We start from the raw sequence: 20,171 nt of genomic DNA, 5'->3' as shown, positions 1-20,171 counted from the left end.
TCCGACTCCCTGAACGACGGACTCACGATGCAGCCTCTTTCCGACGAAGCGCCGCTGGCCCTGTTCGAATCGGTTCACGGCGAAACGGCGGTCGCCTCCGGCGACCTGACGCTCGCGGTCAGGACCTGGGGCGACCCCGCCCGCTCGCCGGTCGTGCTCGTGCACGGCTATCCCGACGACAGCAGCGTCTGGCAGCACGTCGCGCCGCTACTCGCGCGCCGGCACTACGTGATCGCGTACGACGTACGCGGCGCGGGCCTGTCCGGCGCGCCGAAGCGCACGGCCGACTACCATCTCGCGAAGCTGACCGACGATTTCGTCGCGGTGATCGATGCGCTCTGCCCGGGCCGCGCCGTGCACCTCGTCGCACACGACTGGGGCTCGATCCAGGGCTGGGAATTCGTCACCGATCCGCGCCTCGCCGGCCGCATCGCGTCGTACACGTCGTGCTCGGGGCCATGCCTCGACCATGTCGGCTACTGGCTGCGCGAACGCGTATTGCGCCCGACGCCCGCGTCGCTGACCAAGCTCGGCGGCCAGCTCGTGCGCTCGTGGTACGTGTATCTGTTCCACGTGCCGTTCATCCCCGAGCTCGGCTGGCGGCTGTGGCTCGGCCGCGCGTGGCCGGGCCTGCTGCGCCGGCTCGAGAAAACGCCCGCCGCGCCGCGCCCGACCCAGGCCGACGACGGCGCGCGCGGCGTACGCCTCTATCGCGCGAACTTCATCCGCTGCCTGTTCGCGCCGCGCGAGCGCCATGCGCACGCGCCGGTGCAGACGATCGTGCCGCTCGGCGACAAATACGTGAGCCCCGCGCTGTCCGAAAACCTGTCGCGCTGGGTGCCGCAGTACTACCGCCGCGAAGTCGCTGCCGGCCACTGGCTGCCGCTCGCCGATCCCGCGCGCTTCGCGGATCTCGCCGGGCAATTGATCGACGCGGTCGAGTCCGGCAACGAGCCGCCAGCGCTCGCGAACGCGCGCCGCCGCGCAACCAGCGGGCGCTTCGACGGCAAGGTCGCGGTCGTCACCGGCGCGGGCAGCGGGATCGGCCGCTGCGCGGCGCTGGCCTTCGCGCGCGAAGGCGCGACGGTCGTCGCATGCGACATCGATCTCGCGAGCGCCGAGCGCACCGCGCTGCTCATCGGGCTGACCGGCGCGCACGCGCATGCGAAACGTGTCGACGTCGGGTCCGCCGACGAAATGGAAGCGCTCGCGACCTGGGTCGGCGGCGAACTCGGCGGCGCGGACATCGTGATCAACAACGCGGGCATCGGCATGGCCGGCGGCATCCTCGACACGGGCACGCGGGACTGGGAGCGCATCCTGCACGTGAACCTGTGGGGCGTGATCCACGGCTCGCGGCTGTTCGCTCGGCAGATGGCCGCGCGCGGCACCGGCGGGCACATCGTCAATACCGCGTCGGCCGCCGCGTTCGGCCCGTCGCGCGACCTGCCCGCCTATGCGACGACGAAAGCCGCGGTGCTGATGCTCAGCGAATGCATGCGCGCGGAACTCGCGGGGAAAGGCATCGGCGTGACGGCCGTGTGCCCCGGCTTCGCGGAGACCGGGATCATGGCGTCGACGCACTACGCAGGCGCCAGCGCACAGGACGAAGCGCGGCTGCGCAAGCGCGCGACCAGGCTGTACCAGATGCGCGGCCTGAAACCCGAAACCGTCGCGCGGGCGATGGTCGACGGCGTGCTGCGCAACCGCCCCGTCGTGGCGGTCGGCGGCGAAGCGCACGCGATGCGTTTCGTCGGCCGCTTCATGCCGTGGCTGGGCCGGATGATCGCCCGCGTCAGCATGGCATCGCATTGACGGCGCACGACGCCGCACCGAGACAGGGAGACGACATGACCGATACCGCCGACTACCACAAGATCAAGGCCCGGCACGTGAAGTTCGACTTCAGCGATACGCCGATCACCTGGGTGCCGAACGATCCGGGCAGCACGCACATCATCAACACGCTGAACCTGCTGTTCCCGGAAGGCGAACTGTGGTTCTGCCGCGTGTACAACAAGGCGCTGCCGCTGATCGCCGATGCACGCCTGCGCGACGAAGCCGAAGGCTTCCTGCGGCAGGAGGCCGTGCATTCGCGCTCGCACGGCGGCGTGCTGAAGCACTACTACGAGCGCCACGGCATCGACACGAAGCCGTTCACGCAGAAGCTCAACCGGTTGTTCACGCGCGTGCTCGGCGAGCAGCCGCTGGGGCTGAAGATCGGCCATACGCGCTTCTGGCTGCGGCAGCAACTGGCCGTGATCGCGTCGCTCGAGCATTTCTTCGGCTATCTCGGCAACTGGGTGCTCAACGCGCACGGCCTCGACGAAGGCCGCGCCGACCCGACGATGGTCGACCTGCTGCGCTGGCACGGCGCCGAGGAAGTGGAGCACCGCACCGTCGCGTTCGACATCTATCGGCACATGGGCGGCACCTATCCGGAGCGCTGCGTGCACATGGCGTTCGTGATCGTGCTGCTGCTCTACTACATCACGACCGGCGCGAAGTTCATGTACCGGCGCGATCCGGACGCCGGCCGCTATCCGGGCTTCGTGCTCGCGTGGCGGCAGGGTTCGCGGCGCGGGCACCTGCCGTCGTTCTGGAAGGTGATCGGCGCGGCGCTGCGCTATTTCAAGCCGGGCTATACGCCGCACCACGAAGGCTCGACCGAGCAGGCGCTCGCCTACCTCGCGCGCTCCCCTGCCGCGCAGGCGGCCGCGCATGGCGGCAACTGGGGCACGACGAAAGGCGCGTGAGCGGATGCGCGGGCGGCGTCGCAAGCGGGGGCGCGATGGCGCCGCCGGGCGGCGTCCGCCGAAATGCGTACAATCGCGGCTTCAATTCCCGGAGGTGCCGCGATGGCCATGAAGAAAACCGATCTAGAAAAGAACAAGGCGCTCAAGCTGACGCACGCGATGAAGCAGTCGAGCTCCGCGCGTTTCGGCAAGGGCGCCGAAGAAGCGGCGAAGCTGGACCGCCGCGCACAGCGCAAGCTCGACCAGGAACAGGGCCTCGTGCCGTTCGCGTGCAAGCTCAACGCCGAGCTCGTCGAGCAGCTGAAGGCGCGCGCCGCCGACCACCCGAACGGGATGACGGGCCTGCTGTCCGAACTGCTCGTGAACGGGCTCGCGCAACGCGACGCGTGATCGCCGCCCATCTCGAAAATAGTCGTTGACAACGCCGCGCGCCGACAACAGAATCGTTCGCATGCCTACGTTCAAGCTCATCGCCATCGCGAATCATTGCCCGGTGAACATTCGAAAGAATGGATCACGGGAGGCGCTTGTGCGTTAGCAATCGAGCAGTACCGCATGTCACACAAGGCCTCGCCGGAAACGGATGAGGCCTTTTTGTTCTGGTGCACGTCATCCGTCCGGCTCACTGAATGGAGAAGACGATGGACCAGGCAAGCCCGCTGTTCGAACGCCGCGATCGGCGCCACGCCGGCACGATCGCGTTACCGACCGTCGTGATCCGCTTCGCGGTCGCGCCGCGCACGACACTGACCTGGCGCGCGCCCAGCGATGCGGAAATTCGTGCGCACGGCGCGCCGCTGTGGATCACGCGCCCACCGAGCATCGACGACTACTGGGTACGCCCCGGCGACGTGCTGCGCATCGCACGCGGCGATCGCATCTGGCTCGGCACCGACGATGACGCGGCGGCCGAAGCGTCGATCACGACGGCCTACGTGCGGCGCGGCGAGCGGCTAAGACGCGCGCTCGCGCCACTACAACGTTTGCTCGTCGGACGATGGCGAAGAAGGGATTGACGACGTGAGCGCGCGCGCAACGGCAAACCGTGGCGTGCGGAATCACGGTATCCGGAAACGGACGCACCCGCGGCGCAACGCGCCGCAGGTGCGCATCGAAGGACGCGGCACGCCGGTGCGTGCCGCGCGCGATCGCGCGCCGTGCGCAGCGAGGGGATGCAGCGGGTGCATCAGGTGCTGGCGGCGAGACGCGGGCCCGTGCTTCGGGGCGTGGAATCGACGTCGGGACGTTGCGCGGCCTGCGAGGTCACCCACGGATCGATGCCCTGCTTCTGCACCTCTTCGAGGAATGACACACGTGTGCGCCAGTAATCCGCCTGTAATTTCGCATCGATGACGCGCTGTTCGGCTGCGAACAGTTCCATGCGCGCCGTCACGAGCATCGACGCGGCGGTTTTTTCCGGCGTGGGGGCGTGTCGCATCGCCCAGCGGCTGATCCAGTTCAACATGCTGACCTCCGTGATTACGGACGAACCCGCATCGGGCAATCGCAACCGGCCGTGCCTAACCGGCCGTGCCTGCCCAAACGCGCAACGGCCTTGACCGCCATTCACCGCCTGGCCTGCACGGACTGCGACTCCCCCGCGTCGGCAATGACCGGCCGCGTGTGCATGCGCGGTGTATCTATCCTAGAAAGACTTGCCGGTTTACGCGATGGGGTCTTGCAATCTTTTACACAGAAACCACAGTCGCCCCCGCATCGCGAAATGACAGTTGCGGACGGGACGGCTTCGGCGCACGATTGCCCGATACCTTCAATCGCCTGGACTGACGAATGGCCGCCGCACGCGGCCGCCGCGCGAACGCACCGGCCGCGCACGCACGTTTGCGTGCACGCGCCGCATGCACCGCGTTCGTGCAGCATGCGGGCGCCCCGTTTCAGTCGCATGTCATCGCGCCGGCCGCGTGCGGCGCTGCCGGCGTGCCGTTGCGCACGCATCGGCTGGCGTCGTGCGCCGGCCCGTGCCCCTTCCACTCGTTTCCCCCGTTCCCCCGTTTCAGCCATTTCTGCCGGCCCGTGGCCCGCGAACCGGTAAAATGCGCGCCTTCGTCGCGCGGGCGGGCTGCCCGACCGTTCGCGCGCAGGCAATCGATCGTGCCCTCCAACTATATCGTCCGAGCTATCCGCGCTATTACAATCCGCCGATAGCCGGACAATAGTGGCTGGTTACAGTGAGCCGGCCGCGCTGCCTGTACAACAAATCGGCACAACAATCAACACGACAACCCGACCGGAGAAACGCCTTCATGGAATCCATCAAGCGGTATTTCGGCTTCGCTGAAGCCGGCACCGACTTCCGCACCGAAATACTCGCGGGCGTCACCACGTTCCTGACGATGGCCTACATCATCTTCGTCAACCCCGCGATCCTCGGCGACGCCGGCATGCCGAAGGAATCCGTGTTCGTCGCGACCTGCCTCGTCGCGGCGCTGGCGTCGATCATCATGGGGCTGTACGCGAACTACCCGATCGCCTGCGCGCCCGGCATGGGCCTGAACGCGTATTTCGCGTACACGGTCGTCAAGGGAATGGGCTTCACGTGGCAGGCCGCGCTCGGCGCCGTGTTCATTTCCGGCTGCCTGTTCCTGCTCGTTACGCTGTTCCGCGTGCGCGAGGCGATCGTCAACGGCATTCCGAAATCGCTGCGGATTTCCATTACCGCCGGCATCGGCCTGTTCCTCGGCATCATCTCGCTGAAGACGTCGGGCGTGATCGTCGGCAACCCGGCCACGCTCGTCACGCTCGGCGACCTGCACAAGCCCACGACGATCCTCGCGATCGTCGGCTTCTTCACGATCGTCACGCTCGACCACCTGCGCGTGCGCGGCGCGATCCTGATCGGCATCATCGGCGTGACGATCCTGTCGTTCTTCTTCGGCGACAACCAGTTCCACGGCGTGTTCTCCGCGCCGCCGTCGATCGATGCGACGCTGTTCAAGCTCGACATCCGCGCCGCGCTGTCGACCGGCATCATCAACGTGATCCTCGTGTTCTTCCTCGTCGAGCTGTTCGACGCGACGGGCACGCTGATGGGCGTCGCGAATCGCGCGGGCCTGCTCGTCGAAGGCAAGATGCACCGCCTGAACAAGGCGCTGCTCGCCGACAGCACGGCGATCGTCGCGGGCTCGGTGCTCGGCACATCGTCGACCACCGCGTATATCGAAAGCGCGTCGGGCGTGCAGGCCGGCGGCCGCACCGGCGTGACGGCCATCACCGTCGCGGTGCTGTTCCTCGCGTGCCTGTTCATCGCGCCGCTCGCCGGCGTCGTGCCGGCCTACGCGACCGCGCCCGCGCTGCTGTACGTGTCGTGCCTGATGCTGCGCGAGATGGTCGAGGTGCCGTGGGACGACGCGACGGAAGCCGTGCCGGCTGCGCTGACCGCGCTGCTGATGCCGTTCACGTACTCGATCGCGAACGGTGTCGCGTTCGGCTTCATCGCGTACGGCGGCCTCAAGCTGCTGACGGGCCAGGGCCGCACGGTCAAGCCGATCGTGTGGATCATCGCGGCCGTGTTCCTGTTCCGCTTCTTCTATCTCGGCAGCGAGTAAGCGAAGCGCATCGCTGCACTGCGCGATGAAATGAAAGAACGCCACCTTCGGGTGGCGTTTTTCGTTTTTTCGCACGATTCGTCTGCGATCCTGACGAACCCGCGCGCACGCTCCTATCGACGCTCCATCATCCCGCACGGCCCGCATACGAAAATGCCGCCCGGCCCCGCCGAACGGCATCACGTGAACGCAACGTCTTCGCGTGCGCCGCCCGGAGGCGCGCGCCGCCGGACGTGCGTCGTGTCGTCAGCGCCAGTTGGCCTCGTAGAAACGCACGTAGCCGCTGCGCAGCGTCACGCATTGCGCGCGCGTTTCCGACAGCAGGCGCCGCGCGGCCGCCTCGATGCGCTCGCGGTGCTGGTCGAATGCGCCGACCATGTCCTCGAAGCGCGGCGATGCCGCGCCGAAGTGGTCTTCCAGCGCTTCGGCGGTGATCTGACATTGGACGCGCTCGCCATTGACCAGAGCCGTGAACGCCAGCATCAGGTCACGCCCCGAATACTCAGGCTTCTCGTTCGTGAAATGGATCTGCATGGAAGCCGCCTCGACCGGTAGAAAACGAATGACCGCGTCCGTCGTCCGCCACCGGCCGGACGAAATGGACACGGGCTCGCCGGCGGAGGCCCCGACCGCGGGGTGTGGCGCGGTCGATGCATGCCGGTTGAATTCCACTTTAGACGGTTTCGCGCGGGAGACAAAAATTTCGGTGTGCGTCGTTCCGACGCGCATTTCGTCTGATCTGCGCGGCATCCGGCACCGTTTCGCAAACCGACCGTCAGTGCGGATCGGTCGGCCAGACGTTGAGCGCGATCGCGGCGGTCGTGACGCCCACCGCAATCGCGGCGGCTCCGTATCTCACCGCGTCGGTCAGGTCGAACAGCAATCCGTGGATCGCCACGGCAATGCCGCCCAGCATGATGAAGGTGGCGATGGCCGCCAGCACGACTCTCAGTTCCGCCCGAACCATGATGCGTCTCCCGAACGGATGCATGTCGCGTCGCATGCTTGTTGCAGTGCGGAACACGGCGCGTGCGTGCTCCATTTCCATCATTGCAGGCGGGCGCTTAAAAGCAAGGGGATTTTGTTCGCGGTCGCACATCGCACGTGGCGCTTGTATGATGATGCGTACCCGGACGGACGACTGTCGCGCCGAATGGCGCACCGCGAGCGGAGCCGCACTCCGCCGCCGATTCCGATCCGATCGGCCCCGACGGCCCCGGGAACAGGAGACAAACCATGCCGCAACCCTTCGTGCTGCCCGCCGCCGCGGGGCGTACCGACCTGCTCGCGCAGGCGCATGCGCGTTCGACCGCGGTCGGCCTGCGCGCGCACGAACGCCCCGATTTCTCGCCGCTGTCGCGCGTCGCGCTGCGCGAACTGCTCGACACGAACCACACGCTGTTCTCGCATGCCCGCCCGGTGATGGAGGATCTCCACGCGCAGATCGCCGAGACGCAAAGCCTGGTGCTGCTGACCGACGCCGACGGCGTGATCCTGCACAGCATCGGCGACGCGGACTTCATCGAGAAAGCCAACCGCGTCGCGCTGTGCAACGGCGTGTCGTGGGCCGAAGGCGCGCGCGGCACCAACGCGATCGGCACCGCGCTCGCGTCGGGCCAGGCCGTCGTCGTGCACGGGTCCGAACATTTCCTGCGCGCGAACCACATCCTCACCTGCGCGTGCGCGCCGATCGCCGATCCGTTCGGCCGCACGCTCGGCACGCTCGACGTGAGCGGCGACCCGCGCGGCGCCAGCCCGCATACGCTCGCGCTCGTGCGGATGTCCGCGCAACTGATCGAGAACCACCTGTTCGCGAACCAGTGCGGCGAAGCGCTGCGGCTGCGCTTTCACGCACACGAGGATTGCGTCGATTCGCTGTTCGCGGGGCTCGTCGCGTTCGGCCCCGACGGCGGGCTGATCGCCGCGAACCGCAGCGCCCAGTTCCAGCTCGGCGCGTCGTTCGACGCACTGCAGCACCAGGCCAGCGACGCGTTGTTCGGCATGCGCTTCGGCCAGCTCGCGCAGCAAGCCGCGCGCGCACCGGGCGCCACGTTCCGCCTCACGCTGTCGACCGGCGTGCGCGTGCTCGCGCGCTGCGAATTCCCCGAATCGCATAAAACGACCGTCGCCGTCAAGCCACCCGCGCCGGCTGCGCGCGTGCGGGCGCCGGACCCCGACGCGATCACGTTCGCGACGCTCGACACCGGCGACGCGCGCATGGCCGCCGTGCTCGAGCGCGTCGCGAAGATCCGCGGGCGCGACCTGCCGCTGCTGATCCTCGGCCAGACCGGCACCGGCAAGGAATGGCTCGCCCGCGCGCTGCACCAGGCGTCGCCGCGCGCGGACGGCCCGTTCGTCGCGGTCAACTGCGCGGCGCTGCCCGATTCGCTGATCGAGGCCGAGCTGTTCGGCTATGAAGACGGCGCGTTCACGGGCGCGCGCAAGCGCGGCAGCCCCGGCAAGATCGCGCAGGCCGACGGCGGCACGCTGTTTCTCGACGAAATCGGCGACATGCCGCTCGCGCAGCAGGTGCGGCTGATGCGCGTGCTGCAGGAGCGCGCGGTGATGCCGCTCGGCGGCGCACGCGCGGTGCCGGTCGACGTGCGCGTGGTCTGCGCGACGCACCGCGACCTGCGCGCGATGATCGCGGACGGCACGTTCCGCGAAGACCTGTTCTACCGGATCAACGGGCTCGCGGTCACGCTGCCGGCGCTCGCCACGCGCACCGACCTGCCGGCGCTCGTCGAGCGGATCCTCGCGCGGCTCGCGCGCAGCGAGCCGATGCCGCGCCGCCTCGCGGCCGACGTGCTCGACGCGTTCGCGCGCCACCGCTGGCCCGGCAATCTGCGGCAGATGACCAACGTGCTGCGCACGGCCGGCATGCTCGCCGAGGACGAAGACGAGATCACGCTCGCGCATTTGCCCGACGATTTCTGGCTCGACTGCGACGCCGCCGCGGCCGCGCCGGAAGCAGCCACGCCGGCCGGCAAGCGCGAAGGCACGACGCTGCAAAGCCACCAGGCCGCGATGATCGATGCGGTGCTCGCGCGGCATGGCGGCAACGTATCGGCGGCCGCGCGCGAACTCGGTCTCGCCCGCAATACCGTGTATCGGTATCTGCGACGGCACTGACGCCCACGACGGGCGACCGCCGGCCGCCGGCGGGTTCGGGTATGCTTGGCGCGTCGCCGCCGAACCGCCGCCCGCTTCAGTCATGACCGATCCAGAACACCCGTCCCTCGTGCGCATCGAGCCGCTCGGCGCAACCTTCGACGCACCCGATTCGCTGACGGTGCTCGAAGCCGCCGCGTTCGCCCGCGTGTCGCTGCCGCGCTCCTGTCGCAACGGCACGTGCCGAAGCTGCCTTTGCCGGATCGTCAGCGGCAGCGTACGCTACACGATCGAATGGCCGGGGCTGAGCCGCGAGGAAAAGGCGGACGGCTATACGCTGCCGTGCGTGGCCGTTGCCACGTCGGACCTCGTGCTCGACGTGCCCGACGCGGCCATGCTCGACTAGACGCGGCGCGCAAGCGCGCGCGTCGCCCCTGCAACGCTCGATCCTGCATGGAGAACACGATGATCCAGCAAACCGATCGCATCGAGAAACAGGCGCTACTCGGCGCATCGCCCGACCGCGTCTGGGCAGCCGTCGGCAATTCCGGCGAATTCGGGCAATGGTTCGGCGTCTCGTTCGACGGCCCGTTCGAGGCCGGCCAGCCGCTGTTCGGCCGCATCACGCCCACCCGCGTCGACGAGGACGTCGCGAAAGCGCAGGAGCCCTATGCGGGCACCGTGTTCGAAATCGTCGTCGATCGCATCGAGCCGCAACGACTGCTCTCGTTCCGCTGGCATCCGTTCGCGATCGACCCGCACGTCGATTACGCGTCCGAGCCGATGACGCTCGTCACGTTCACGCTCACGGCGCAGGCCGGCGGCACGCTGCTCACGGTCACCGAAACGGGTTTCGACCAGTTGATCGAAGCGCGTCGCGCGACGGCGCGCGCCATGAACGACCAGGGCTGGGCCGCGCAGATGACGCTGATCGCGAAATATCTGGCGCTGCACGCGTAGCGCGCCGCTACGCCGCACGTTCGGGCCGGCCGACGCATCGACGTGCGTGGCATAATCGGCGGCATCGTCGTCCACCCGCCGCCGCGCATCGCATGCTGAATCGTCGTCTCCGGAAGATCGGCAGTCTGCTCGGGACGCTCGCCATCCTGATGACGGCGCTCGCACCGACGATCTCGCAGGCGCTGACCACGCAGGGCCGCGTCGACGCGCTGCTGGCCGGCTACTGTTCGGCCGCGCCGGCCGCCGGCGACCGCTCCGCCGATGCGTCGACGAAAAGCCTGCAGGCGCATCTCCACGCATGCGGCTACTGCAGCCTGCTTGCTCATACTCCCGCGCTGCCCGCCCCCGAACTGACGTTCGCGGCCCACGTGCACGCGATCGAGCATCGCGCGGCGACCCGCTTCGAAAGCCTGCGCCGCGCGCTGCCGCTCACGGCCGCGCAACCGCGCGCCCCGCCGCTCGCGTCCTGATCCGTCGTCATCGCGCGCGATGCCGTCGTGCATCGCGCAGCCTGCGCACGCCGCCCGCGTGCGCGACGTGTCACGTTTCGAAGGACGATCATGTCTCACCATGCTGCGCGCGGCGTCGTGCCGTGCGCGCGGTTGGCCGCCGCCGGTTCGAATGACCGCGATGACCGCGCCTGCATTCGCCCGCATGCGCATGTCCGACCGCGCACGGCCGCGCCAATCGTCGCCGACATCGATGCCGCTCGCGCAGCCGTCCGTCGAATCCGTCTTTTCCATCCGATTCGTCACTCGCTCACCCACCCATGAAAACCACCCCTTTCGTTCGCGGCGCACTCGCCGCACTCGGCTTCGTCGCCATCCAGGCCGCCCATGCGCATGCGCTCCCGAAAATGCAGGACCCGGCCCCCGACGCCACGCTGTCGAGCGCGCCGCACGCAGTCACGATCGACTTCGGCGAGGCGCTCGAGCCGGCGTTCAGCTCGATCGCCGTGACCGACAGCCACGGGCAGTCGGTCGTCGACGGGAAGTCGGCCGTCGACGCCGGCAACCGGAAGCGGATGCGCGTCGCACTGGCCGATCTGAAGGCTGGCACGTACACGGTCGCGTGGATCGCGGTGGCCAGCGACGGCCATCGCACGCACGGCCGCTATGCATTCACGCTGAAGTAACGCACGCGATGCACATCGGCGCGCCGCGCCGATCGCATTCGCATCGATGCCCTCGGCATCGCACTCGATCAGGAGAACACACGATGAAACGCACGATTTCGACCGGCCTGCTCATGGCGCTGGCGCTGCACGTGTCCGCTACGTTCGCCGCGCCGGCCCTGCAGGCCGATGCGTGCTGGATCCGCACGATGCCGGCGACTGTGCCGTCCTCCGGCTACTTCACGCTGAAGAACGACGGCGACGCACCCGCGACGCTCGTCGGTATCGACACGCCCGCCTACGGGATGGCGATGATGCATGAAACGCAGACGAGCGGCAGCACCGCGAAGATGGTCCACATCGACTCGGTCGTCGTGCCGGCGCACGGCACGGTCGCCTTCAAGCCGAAGGGCTATCACGCGATGCTGGAAGCGCCGCGCCAGGCTGTCGCGCCCGGCGCGAAGGTGCCGCTCCGGCTGCATTTCGCGGACGGCTCGATCGTGTCCGTGACCTGCGACGCGAAGGCGCCGACCTACGCCGGCCAGTAACGCCGCCTGCCCCTCGACCGAAGGAGACGCACATGAAAGACCGCCTGCCGCTCGCCGACCTGATCGTCCGCTACCGGACGCCGCTGAATGTCGCGGTACTGATCGTCTGCGGCTTATGGGCCGCATGGATCGCATGGATGACGCGGCCTGCCGCCATCGATACGCCGCCGTCGATTCCCGCGTACTGCATGCGCGACGCGCGCTGACGCGCCGAGACGGCACGGTTGCGGCGGCGGCCCGCGCCATTATTGGCGTGGCATCATCGCTTCATCCCGACCGCCGCAACCGCCTTTCGGAGCGCCGCATGTCCATTCAGACCTGGATGCTGTTTGCCGCAGCCTATCTCGCCACGACGTTGTCGCCGGGGCCCAACGTGCTGCTCGTGATCCGCAACACGGTGCGCTACGGCACGCACGGCACCGTCGCGACGATCGTCGGCAACCTCGTCGCGCAGGGCGTGGTCGTGCTGCTGGTCGCGCTCGGCGTCGGCGCGGTGCTGGCGGCGATGCCGCCGCTGTTCGTCGCGATGAAGGTGATCGGCGCCGCGTATCTGATGGTCCTGGGTGTCCGGCAGTTGCGCGGCGATAGCAAGACCGCCGCATCGAGCGGCGCGGCGGCGATCGTCGCGCCCGATCGCCGAAAGCTGTTCCGCGAAGCGCTATTCGTGTCGGGCAGCAATCCGAAGACGATGATCTTCCTGTCCGCGTTCATGCCGCAGTTCATCGTGCACGATCGCCCGCTCGCGCTGCAGTTCGTCGTGATGTACGCGACGATCGCCTGCACGGTCGTGATCGTTCACGGCGTCTATTCGGCCGGCGTGCGCCGCCTGCATCGCGGCTTCGGCATGAGCCGCGCGGTGCGCGCGCTCAAGCGCGCGAGCGGGCTGCTGTTCGTCGGGCTCGGCATCAAGCTGCTGACCGCGCGGCAGGCGTAGGCCGGCCCGATCCCGTCAGTGCATGCGCGCGGCCAGTGCGGCCGCGATCTCGTCGAACGACGGCCGTGCATCGACGTCCTCGTTCACGCACGCCGCCGCAAGCGCATCGAGCGCGCCGGCATGCGGTTCGCATCGCTCGAGCAATTCGCCGAGCAGATAGCCGAACGCGCGCACTTCGAGCCGCTCGAACCGGGCGCCGCGTGTGCGCTCGTTCACGTCGTACGGCGACGCCGCCCCGAAATCCCCGAGCAACGCGCCGCCTGCGCCGTCGTGCAGGATGTTGTGCGCGTACAGATCGCCGTGCATGATGCCGCGCGCGTGCAGATGGCCGGCCGCCGATGCGATGCCGTGCGCGATCCGCAGCGCCTGCGCCGGATCGAATCTCGCATCGGCGGCGTAGACGTCGCGCGTGCACGACGCGAAGCTCGGCGGTCCGGCGAGATTCGTCAGCGCGGGATCGACCAGCTCCATCACGAGGCCGTGCGTGCCGTCCGGATGCCCGCGCACCTTGCCGATCACCGGGATCAGATGCGGATGGCGGCCGGCATGCAGGCACGCGGCCATTTCGCAATCGGGCAGGCCGTCGCTCGTGACCGCGCCCTTGAACAGCTTGACCGCGACCGTCCGCGGCGAATCGCCGTTCGCCCGCCATTGCGCGCGATAAATGACACCCGACGCGCCCTCGCCCAGTTTCCGTTCACATGAAAGCGCTGCCCAGTCGATCTCCGCGACGTCCGGCCCGGCAGACGCCGCGGCCTCCGGCGCCGCGCCGAACGGATTGCCGGCCACCGCAAGCCATGCGAGACGCGGCAGGTGCAGCAGCCAGTCGGGCAGCGCATCCAGCCGGTTCGCAGACAGGCGCACCAGTTCCAGCGCGCGGCAGGCGGCCATTTCCGCGGGCAGCGTCCGCAACCGGTTGCCGGCAAGCATGAGCTTTTGCAACCGCGCACAGTCGCCGATGTCGGCCGGCAGTTCGTCGATGGCGTTGTCGGTCAGGATCAGCCAGCGCAGCGCACGCGGCAGCGCGCCGCGCGCCACGGTGCGGATCCGGTTCGCCTTGAAGCCGATCATGTCGAGCCGATCGCACGCGCCGAGCACGTCGGGGAAGGCGGTGAAGCGGTTGCCCGACGCGAACAGGATGCGCAGACGATGCAGCCGCGGCAGATCGTCCGGCAGCGCCGACAACGCATTGCCGGTCAGGTCGAGCACTTCGAGCGTGTCGGCCAGATCGAAGATCTCGCGCGGAAATTCGGTCAGTCCGCACGCGAGCTTGAGTTGCCGCGCGCCCGACAGTTGTCCGGCCTGCAGCTGTTCGAGGGTGTGTATCACGGGGAGAAAACGGGTGGCAGTTGCGGTGATCGTCGGGTCGATCGGACGAATTCTACCGGGATCGATCGCGTGCACGCACACGACCTCGTCACACCCCCTTCACAAACGCGCGATGTGACGTTAGAATTGCGCCCCTTGCAGTGCCGACGTGGTGAAATTGGTAGACACGCTATCTTGAGGGGGTAGTGGCGAAAGCTGTGCGAGTTCGAGTCTCGCCGTCGGCACCAAATGCGCTTCCAGCGCATTCCGCGCATGATCCGAAACCCGCGACAGCATATGGCTTCGCGGGTTTTTTGTTGTCGGCTACGCCAGCAACAGAAAATTGCGCACCACCGCCGACGGCTCGTCGCAGCGCGACGCAATGGCGAGCCTGGCGCGAAACCGGTTACCGGCGAACGGCCGGTACACGACCCCGGGCACCTGCACCTGCGTAATCGCTTTCGGCACGACCGACACGCCGAGCCCGGCCGCCACCAGCGTCACCGCGGACGCGATCTGCGGCGCCGGTTGCCCCATGCGCGGCTCGAACCCGGCGGCCTGGCACGCGGCGACGATGTCGTCGAACAGCGCGGCGCCGGCCGCGCGCGGCACCTGCACGAACGACTCGTCGGCAAGTTCCGCCAGATCGATGCGCCGACGCTGCGCCAGCCGGTGCGCGACGGGCAGCGCGACGAACATCGGCTCCTCGTCCCAGTCGGCTACCCGCAGCGTCGCGGCGACGCGGCGCTCGGGCCGCACGATCGCGACGTCGAGGCGCCCGGCCTCCAGCGCCTCCAGCAGGACGCCCGACGTCGCTTCCTGCAACGTCAGCTCCGCATCCGCATACGCCTCCCGAAAACGGCGAATCAGATCCGATACTTTCGGATTGAACGCGGCCGTGCCGGTGAAGCCCACCCGCAAATGGCCGGTTTCCCCGCGTGCGGCGCGCCTCGCCGCCCGCGCCGCGCGCTCGGCATCGTCCAGCACGCGGCGCGCCTCTTCCGCGAAGACCTCGCCCGCCAGCGTCAGCTCGGCGCCGCGCGCGGTGCGTTTGAACAGCTCCACGCCGAGTTCGCCCTCGAGCGCCTTGATCTGCTGGCTCAACGGCGGCTGGCCGATGCCGAGCGTTTCGGCGGCCTTCGTGAAATTCGACGCGGCCGCGACGGCCAGAAAGTAGCGCAGATGCCGGAGTTCCATGTGTGACGTGATCTCACGGTGAGTCGGGCTGGCCTGTCAGCCAGTGTTAAAACATATTGCTGCGGTTCATTTCATATATTGGACATATACATGACCGTGCGCAAGAATTCGTGTATTCCGTCGCACATCGAGTGCCCTCATGTCCTCCGCTTCGATTTCCCGATCCATGCCCGGCACGCAACCCTCCGCACCCGATGCGCTGCCGGCCGGCGTGTCCCCGCGCTCGGCCGCGTACAAGCGCATCGCGTTCGCGCTTTTCCTCGCCGGCTTTGCCACTTTCTCGCTGCTGTACTGCGTGCAGCCGCTGCTTCCCGCGTTCGCACGCGAGTTCGACGTCGGCGCGGCGTCGAGTTCGCTGTCGCTGTCGCTGTCGACCGGGATGCTCGCGGTGTCGATCCTGTGTGCCGGCGCGCTGTCCGAACGGGTCGGGCGGCGCGGGCTGATGTTCGTGTCGATGACGTTGGCCGCGGTGTTCAACCTGCTCGCCGCGCTGTCGCCGAACTGGCACCTGCTGCTGGTCTGTCGTGCGCTCGAAGGCTTCGCGCTGGGTGGCGTGCCGGCGGTGGCGATGGCCTATCTCGCGGAAGAAATCGCCGCCGACGGGCTCGGCTTCTCGATGGGGCTCTATGTCGGCGGGACCGCGTTCGGCGGCATGATCGGACGGATCGGGATGAGCGCGCTCGAGGAGCACTTCTCGTGGCGCACGGCGATGCTGTCGATCGGCGTCGTCGACCTGCTCGCGGCGCTCGCGTTCGTGATGCTGCTGCCGGCCTCGCGACGCTTCGTGAAGCGCACCGACCTGACGCTGCGTCACCACCTGCGGCTGTGGCACGCGCAACTGCGTCATGCACGCCTGCCGTTCGTGTTCGCGATCGGCTTCCTGATGATGGGCGCGTTCGTGACGATCTACAACTACGCCGGGTTCCGGCTCATGGCGGCGCCGTTCAACCTGAGCCCGACCGCATGCGGGCTGATCTTCGGCGCGTACCTGTTCGGGATGGTGTCGTCATCGAGCGCCGGCGCGCTCGCCGATCGTCTCGGGCGGGGGCCGGTCCTGGTCAGCGGCGTCTTCGTCTTCGCGGTGGGTCTCGCTCTGACGCTGTCGCACTCGCTCGCCGCGATCGTCGTCGGCATCGTGCTCGTGACGATCGGCTTCTTCGTCGCCCATTCGGTCGCGAGCGGCTGGGTCGGCGCGCTTGCGGGCGCCGCGAAAGGGCATGCGGCCTCGCTGTATCTGCTCGCCTACTATGTCGGGTCGAGCGTGCTCGGCTCGGTCGGCGGCGCGTTCTGGCAACGCGGCGCGTGGGCGAGCGTCGCCGCTTATGTCGCGGTGCTGCTCGTCATCGCAGTGCTGGCGGCGCGGCGCTTGAGCCGCGCGTGATGCGACGCCCGACGACAATCGCGGCATCGTCGCCGGTTCCGAACCGGCCAGTGAATATCAGGAAACCGAACTGAAGCTGTCGGGCATGCAGGCGGCGATCCGCGTGCGCGATGCGGCGGCGAACAGGCGTGGCCGCACGCAAGCGCCGGCCTCGTCGACGGTCGAGCGATCCGCGCCGCCCGTCACAGCAACGGCAGCGTCTGCCGGATATGGTCGGCGAATGCCGCCGTCAGATGCGACGGCCGCTTCCGGTCGAACCTCAGCGTGATGCCCACGGCCGGCAACGGCGGCAAATGCGGATCGCCGTTGACGATCGCGAGGTCGGTCGGCACCGCCGTCTGCGTCATCACCGCGAACGCCTGCCCCGAGCGCACCAGCGCGATCAGCCCGGCGAGGCTGCTGCTCGCATACGCGACGCGATAGTCGCGGCCGGCGCGGTCCAGCGCGTCGCGGGCCGCGAGATGATCGAGCGTGTCGCGGTCGGACAGCGCGAGCGGCAGCGGATCGAAATGCGCGGGTTCGAGCCCCGGATAGCCGATCCAGACCAGTTGCTCGCGGCGAACGATGTCGTCGGTCGTGCCGTCGTCCGGCACGGAAATCATCGCCAGATCGACCGCACGCTTCTCCAGGTGTTCGACGAGCCGCGGCGTGGGCGCGCAGACGACTTCGACGATCGCCTGCGGATGCTGGCTCGAGAACTGCCGCAGCAGCGACGGCAGCCACACCTCGGCGTAATCGTCCGGGCAGCCGAACCGGATGGTCCCCGACAACCCCGTGCCGCACAGGTCGGCCATCGCCTCGTCGTGCAGTCGCAGGATGCGCTGCGCGTGCACGAGCAGCCGCTCGCCCGGATGCGTGAGCACCACGCCACGGCCGGTGCGCTGGAACAGCGGCTGATCGACGGCCGCTTCGAGCCGCTTCATCTGCTGGCTGAGCGCGGATTGCGTGCGGCCCACGCGCGCGGCCGCGCGGCTCAACGCACGCACCTCGGCGATCGCGACGAACGAGCGCAGCAGGTCGATTTCGAGCGAAAGCGCCAAGGTATTAGCTCCTTTTCTAGCTTGCATTAGCACTATTCGTTTCCATCAAACCAGACGCGCGCCTAGACTGCAAGCGATCCCCGCCCTTTTGCCCGGAGCCGCCCGATGTCCCTGAACGACGACGCAACCTTCTGGCGCAACGCCAGGCAGCATCTGGTCCGCTACGGCGGCACGTTCGAGCCGATGATCGTCGAGCGCGCGAAAGGCAGCTTCGTCTACGACGCCGACGGCCGCGCGATCCTCGATTTCACGTCGGGCCAGATGAGCGCGGTGCTCGGCCACAGCCATCCGGAGATCGTGTCCGTGATCGGCGAATACGCGGGCAAGCTCGACCATCTGTTCAGCGGCATGCTGTCGCGGCCGGTCGTCGATCTCGCGACGCGCCTGGCCGACATCACGCCCGCCGGGCTCGACCGCGCGCTGCTGCTCAGCACCGGCGCGGAATCGAACGAGGCGGCGATCCGGATGGCGAAGCTCGTCACGGGCAAGTACGAGATCGTCGGGTTCGCGCAGTCGTGGCACGGGATGACGGGCGCCGCCGCGTCGGCCACGTACAGCGCCGGCCGCAAGGGCGTCGGCCCGGCGTCGGTCGGCTCGTTCGCGATTCCCGCGCCGTTCGCGTACCGGCCGCGCTTCGAGCGCAACGGCGCCTACGACCCGCTCGCCGAACTCGACTACGCGTTCGACTTGATCGATCGCCAGTCGAGCGGCAACCTCGCCGCGTTCATCGCGGAGCCGATCCTCAGTTCGGGCGGGATCATCGAATTGCCGGAAGGCTATATGGCCGCGCTCAAGCGCAAGTGCGAGGAACGCGGCATGCTGCTGATCCTCGACGAAGCGCAAACGGGCGTCGGTCGCACCGGCACGATGTTCGCGTGCCAGCGCGACGGCGTGACGCCCGATATCCTGACGCTGTCGAAGACGCTCGGCGCGGGGCTGCCGCTCGCGGCCCTCGTGACGTCCGCGGCCATCGAGGAACGCGCGCACGAACTCGGCTATCTGTTCTATACGACGCACGTGTCCGACCCGCTGCCGGCAGCCGTCGGCCTGCGCGTGCTCGACGTCGTGCAGCGCGACGGCCTCGTCGCGCGCGCGAACACGATGGGCGAGCGGCTGCGGCGCGGCCTGCTCGACCTGATGGAACGCTTCGACTGCATCGGCGACGTGCGTGGGCGCGGGCTGCTGCTCGGCGTCGAAATCGTCAAGGATCGCCGCACCAAGGAGCCGGCGGACGGGCTCGGCACGAAGATCACGCGCGAGTGCATGAACCTCGGGCTCAGCATGAACATCGTGCAGTTGCCCGGCATGGGCGGCGTGTTCCGGATCGCGCCGCCGCTGACCGTCAGCGACGACGAGATCGATCTCGGCCTGTCGCTGCTGGAGCAGGCGATCGCGCGCGCGCTGTAACGGCACGCGACAGCCTCGTTTTTTTGCAGAGCGATCCGTCGCACCGGCTCGACCGCCCGGCGCGACGCGCTCATGCTTCGTACACCGGAACGATCAGCGGGCTTCGGCCGCCCAAGCTTCGGCATCGGCGCCGGCAGGGATACGCATCGGGCTCGACGGATCGGTCGCCGCGCGCCACACGGCTTCGGCGACGTCCTGCGCATGGGTGATCGGCCCGGACGCATCGAGCATCCGCGCCACGGCCTTGCCCGCGAAGTCCGCATACGCTTCGTGCTCGAAGCCGTGCATGTTGGCCCGTGCGTTGTCGGCGAACCGCGTGTCGGGCGCGCGGCCCGGCAGCACGAGGTGCGCGCGCACGCCGAACGGCGCGAGTTCGAGCGCCATCGATTCGGTGAACGCATTCACCGCCGCCTTGCTTGCGCGATACGCGCTGACCAGCGGCAATACCTTCAGCGTGACGCTCGACGTGACGTTCACGATCACGCCGGCGCCCCGCGCGCGAAATTGCGGCAGCACGGCCTGCGTCACCGCGATCGTGCCGATCGTGTTGGTGTCGAACAGCGCGCGCACCGTGTCGAGCGGCGTGAGTTCGGCCGGTGCGGCCGCGCCGAAGCCCGCGTTGTTGACGAGCACGTCGATCGGGCCGGCGGCATCGATCGCGACGCGAATGCTGTCCGCGTTCGTCACGTCGAGCGGCAGCACGCGCAAACGCTCCGACGGCGGCAGCACGTCGCCGTCGGGCTTACGCATCGTCGCGACGACCTGCCAGTCGCGCGCCAGAAAATGGCGGGCGATTTCGAGGCCGAAGCCGGAAGAACAGCCGGTAATCAGTACGGTCTTCATGCGAAC

At 68.5% G+C, this 20,171-nt stretch carries 22 protein-coding genes and 1 tRNA gene; 16 read left to right on the top strand and 7 right to left on the bottom strand.

All coding sequences use genetic code 11. The features are described from left to right. The first annotated feature begins 27 nt into the window (after positions 1-27). The 4 genes from WT53_RS13940 to WT53_RS13925 all read left to right on the top strand — a co-directional run bounded on the left by WT53_RS13940 (position 28) and on the right by WT53_RS13925 (position 3,772). Positions 28-1,815: an SDR family oxidoreductase gene (locus WT53_RS13940; RefSeq protein WP_060260278.1), complete on the top strand. Its 1,788-nt coding sequence runs from the start codon at positions 28-30 to the stop codon at positions 1,813-1,815. A gap of 35 nt (positions 1,816-1,850) precedes the next feature. After that, complete coding sequence (locus tag WT53_RS13935; RefSeq protein ID WP_034204335.1) at positions 1,851-2,756, top strand: metal-dependent hydrolase; 906 nt, start codon at positions 1,851-1,853, stop codon at positions 2,754-2,756. A 102-nt stretch (positions 2,757-2,858) separates the two neighbouring features. Then, positions 2,859-3,146 (top strand): hypothetical protein, encoded by a 288-nt coding sequence (locus tag WT53_RS13930; protein ID WP_059502430.1) that lies wholly within the window; start codon positions 2,859-2,861, stop codon positions 3,144-3,146. 251 nt (positions 3,147-3,397) lie between these two features. Then, positions 3,398-3,772 carry a DUF2917 domain-containing protein gene (locus tag WT53_RS13925; protein WP_034204333.1) on the top strand — a complete coding sequence of 125 codons (375 nt, stop codon included), beginning with the start codon at positions 3,398-3,400 and terminating at the stop codon, positions 3,770-3,772. A gap of 170 nt (positions 3,773-3,942) precedes the next feature. Here WT53_RS13925 and WT53_RS13920 read toward each other — a convergent pair whose 3' ends face one another. Next, a complete protein-coding gene (locus tag WT53_RS13920; RefSeq protein ID WP_034186190.1) occupies positions 3,943-4,221 on the bottom strand; it encodes a hypothetical protein in 279 nt (92 codons plus the stop codon). Positions 4,222-5,020: 799 nt separating this feature from the next. Here WT53_RS13920 and WT53_RS13915 point away from each other — a divergent pair. Further along, positions 5,021-6,322 (top strand): NCS2 family permease, encoded by a 1,302-nt coding sequence (locus WT53_RS13915; RefSeq protein WP_034204332.1) that lies wholly within the window; start codon positions 5,021-5,023, stop codon positions 6,320-6,322. Between the two features lie 246 nt (positions 6,323-6,568). Here WT53_RS13915 and WT53_RS13910 read toward each other — a convergent pair whose 3' ends face one another. After that, positions 6,569-6,856, bottom strand: a complete 288-nt coding sequence (locus WT53_RS13910; protein WP_006480750.1) for a DUF1488 domain-containing protein — start codon at positions 6,854-6,856, stop codon at positions 6,569-6,571. A gap of 241 nt (positions 6,857-7,097) precedes the next feature. Beyond that, complete coding sequence (locus WT53_RS13905) at positions 7,098-7,373, bottom strand: DUF2964 family protein (protein WP_249189237.1); 276 nt, start codon at positions 7,371-7,373, stop codon at positions 7,098-7,100. Between the two features lie 185 nt (positions 7,374-7,558). Here WT53_RS13905 and WT53_RS13900 point away from each other — a divergent pair, with 185 nt between their 5' ends. The 8 genes from WT53_RS13900 (at position 7,559) to WT53_RS13870 (ending at position 12,989) form a co-directional block, all read left to right on the top strand. Further along, positions 7,559-9,454 (top strand): sigma-54-dependent Fis family transcriptional regulator, encoded by a 1,896-nt coding sequence (locus WT53_RS13900; RefSeq protein ID WP_060260275.1) that lies wholly within the window; start codon positions 7,559-7,561, stop codon positions 9,452-9,454. An 82-nt stretch (positions 9,455-9,536) separates the two neighbouring features. Further along, entirely contained in the window at positions 9,537-9,839 is a 303-nt protein-coding gene (locus WT53_RS13895) for a 2Fe-2S iron-sulfur cluster-binding protein (RefSeq protein WP_059502422.1), read from the top strand. Positions 9,840-9,898: 59 nt separating this feature from the next. Next, a complete protein-coding gene (locus WT53_RS13890; protein ID WP_060260395.1) occupies positions 9,899-10,393 on the top strand; it encodes an SRPBCC family protein in 495 nt (164 codons plus the stop codon). Positions 10,394-10,485: 92 nt separating this feature from the next. Next, entirely contained in the window at positions 10,486-10,863 is a 378-nt protein-coding gene (locus WT53_RS13885) for a DUF2946 domain-containing protein (protein ID WP_060260273.1), read from the top strand. 299 nt (positions 10,864-11,162) lie between these two features. Continuing rightward, a complete protein-coding gene (locus WT53_RS13880; RefSeq protein ID WP_059786086.1) occupies positions 11,163-11,528 on the top strand; it encodes a copper resistance protein CopC in 366 nt (121 codons plus the stop codon). An 83-nt stretch (positions 11,529-11,611) separates the two neighbouring features. After that, positions 11,612-12,055 carry a copper chaperone PCu(A)C gene (locus WT53_RS13875; protein ID WP_060260270.1) on the top strand — a complete coding sequence of 148 codons (444 nt, stop codon included), beginning with the start codon at positions 11,612-11,614 and terminating at the stop codon, positions 12,053-12,055. 32 nt (positions 12,056-12,087) lie between these two features. After that, positions 12,088-12,261, top strand: a complete 174-nt coding sequence (locus WT53_RS33850; RefSeq protein ID WP_006486739.1) for a hypothetical protein — start codon at positions 12,088-12,090, stop codon at positions 12,259-12,261. 98 nt (positions 12,262-12,359) lie between these two features. Continuing rightward, the gene (locus WT53_RS13870) at positions 12,360-12,989 is read left to right on the top strand and encodes a LysE family translocator (protein ID WP_059786092.1); all 630 of its coding nucleotides are present in this window, start codon (positions 12,360-12,362) and stop codon (positions 12,987-12,989) included. Positions 12,990-13,004: 15 nt separating this feature from the next. On the opposite strand, the gene WT53_RS13865 is transcribed toward WT53_RS13870, so the two are convergent. Beyond that, a complete protein-coding gene (locus WT53_RS13865) occupies positions 13,005-14,318 on the bottom strand; it encodes a leucine-rich repeat-containing protein kinase family protein (protein ID WP_060260266.1) in 1,314 nt (437 codons plus the stop codon). A gap of 142 nt (positions 14,319-14,460) precedes the next feature. Between WT53_RS13865 and WT53_RS13860 the strand changes: the two genes are divergently transcribed. Beyond that, positions 14,461-14,545: transfer RNA gene (locus WT53_RS13860), tRNA-Leu, on the top strand. Positions 14,546-14,621: 76 nt separating this feature from the next. Here WT53_RS13860 and WT53_RS13855 read toward each other — a convergent pair. Continuing rightward, positions 14,622-15,494: a LysR family transcriptional regulator gene (locus tag WT53_RS13855; RefSeq protein WP_060260263.1), complete on the bottom strand. Its 873-nt coding sequence runs from the start codon at positions 15,492-15,494 to the stop codon at positions 14,622-14,624. Between the two features lie 139 nt (positions 15,495-15,633). Here WT53_RS13855 and WT53_RS13850 point away from each other — a divergent pair, with 139 nt between their 5' ends. After that, positions 15,634-16,875 carry an MFS transporter gene (locus tag WT53_RS13850; RefSeq protein WP_060260260.1) on the top strand — a complete coding sequence of 414 codons (1,242 nt, stop codon included), beginning with the start codon at positions 15,634-15,636 and terminating at the stop codon, positions 16,873-16,875. A gap of 182 nt (positions 16,876-17,057) precedes the next feature. On the opposite strand, the gene WT53_RS13845 is transcribed toward WT53_RS13850, so the two are convergent. Next, a complete protein-coding gene (locus WT53_RS13845; protein WP_059823291.1) occupies positions 17,058-17,942 on the bottom strand; it encodes a LysR family transcriptional regulator in 885 nt (294 codons plus the stop codon). A gap of 78 nt (positions 17,943-18,020) precedes the next feature. Between WT53_RS13845 and WT53_RS13840 the strand changes: the two genes are divergently transcribed. After that, a complete protein-coding gene (locus WT53_RS13840) occupies positions 18,021-19,322 on the top strand; it encodes an aspartate aminotransferase family protein (protein ID WP_060260255.1) in 1,302 nt (433 codons plus the stop codon). A 93-nt stretch (positions 19,323-19,415) separates the two neighbouring features. Here WT53_RS13840 and WT53_RS13835 read toward each other — a convergent pair whose 3' ends face one another. After that, on the bottom strand, positions 19,416-20,165 hold the full coding sequence (locus WT53_RS13835) for an SDR family oxidoreductase (protein WP_034204321.1): 750 nt from the start codon (positions 20,163-20,165) through the stop codon (positions 19,416-19,418). Positions 20,166-20,171 lie beyond the last annotated feature (6 nt).

This window comes from Burkholderia sp. MSMB2157WGS (genome assembly GCF_001532755.1).
Lineage (GTDB): Bacteria > Pseudomonadota > Gammaproteobacteria > Burkholderiales > Burkholderiaceae > Burkholderia.
Note: the sequence above shows the minus strand (reverse complement) of the source record. Positions and strands in the feature narration are given on the sequence as shown.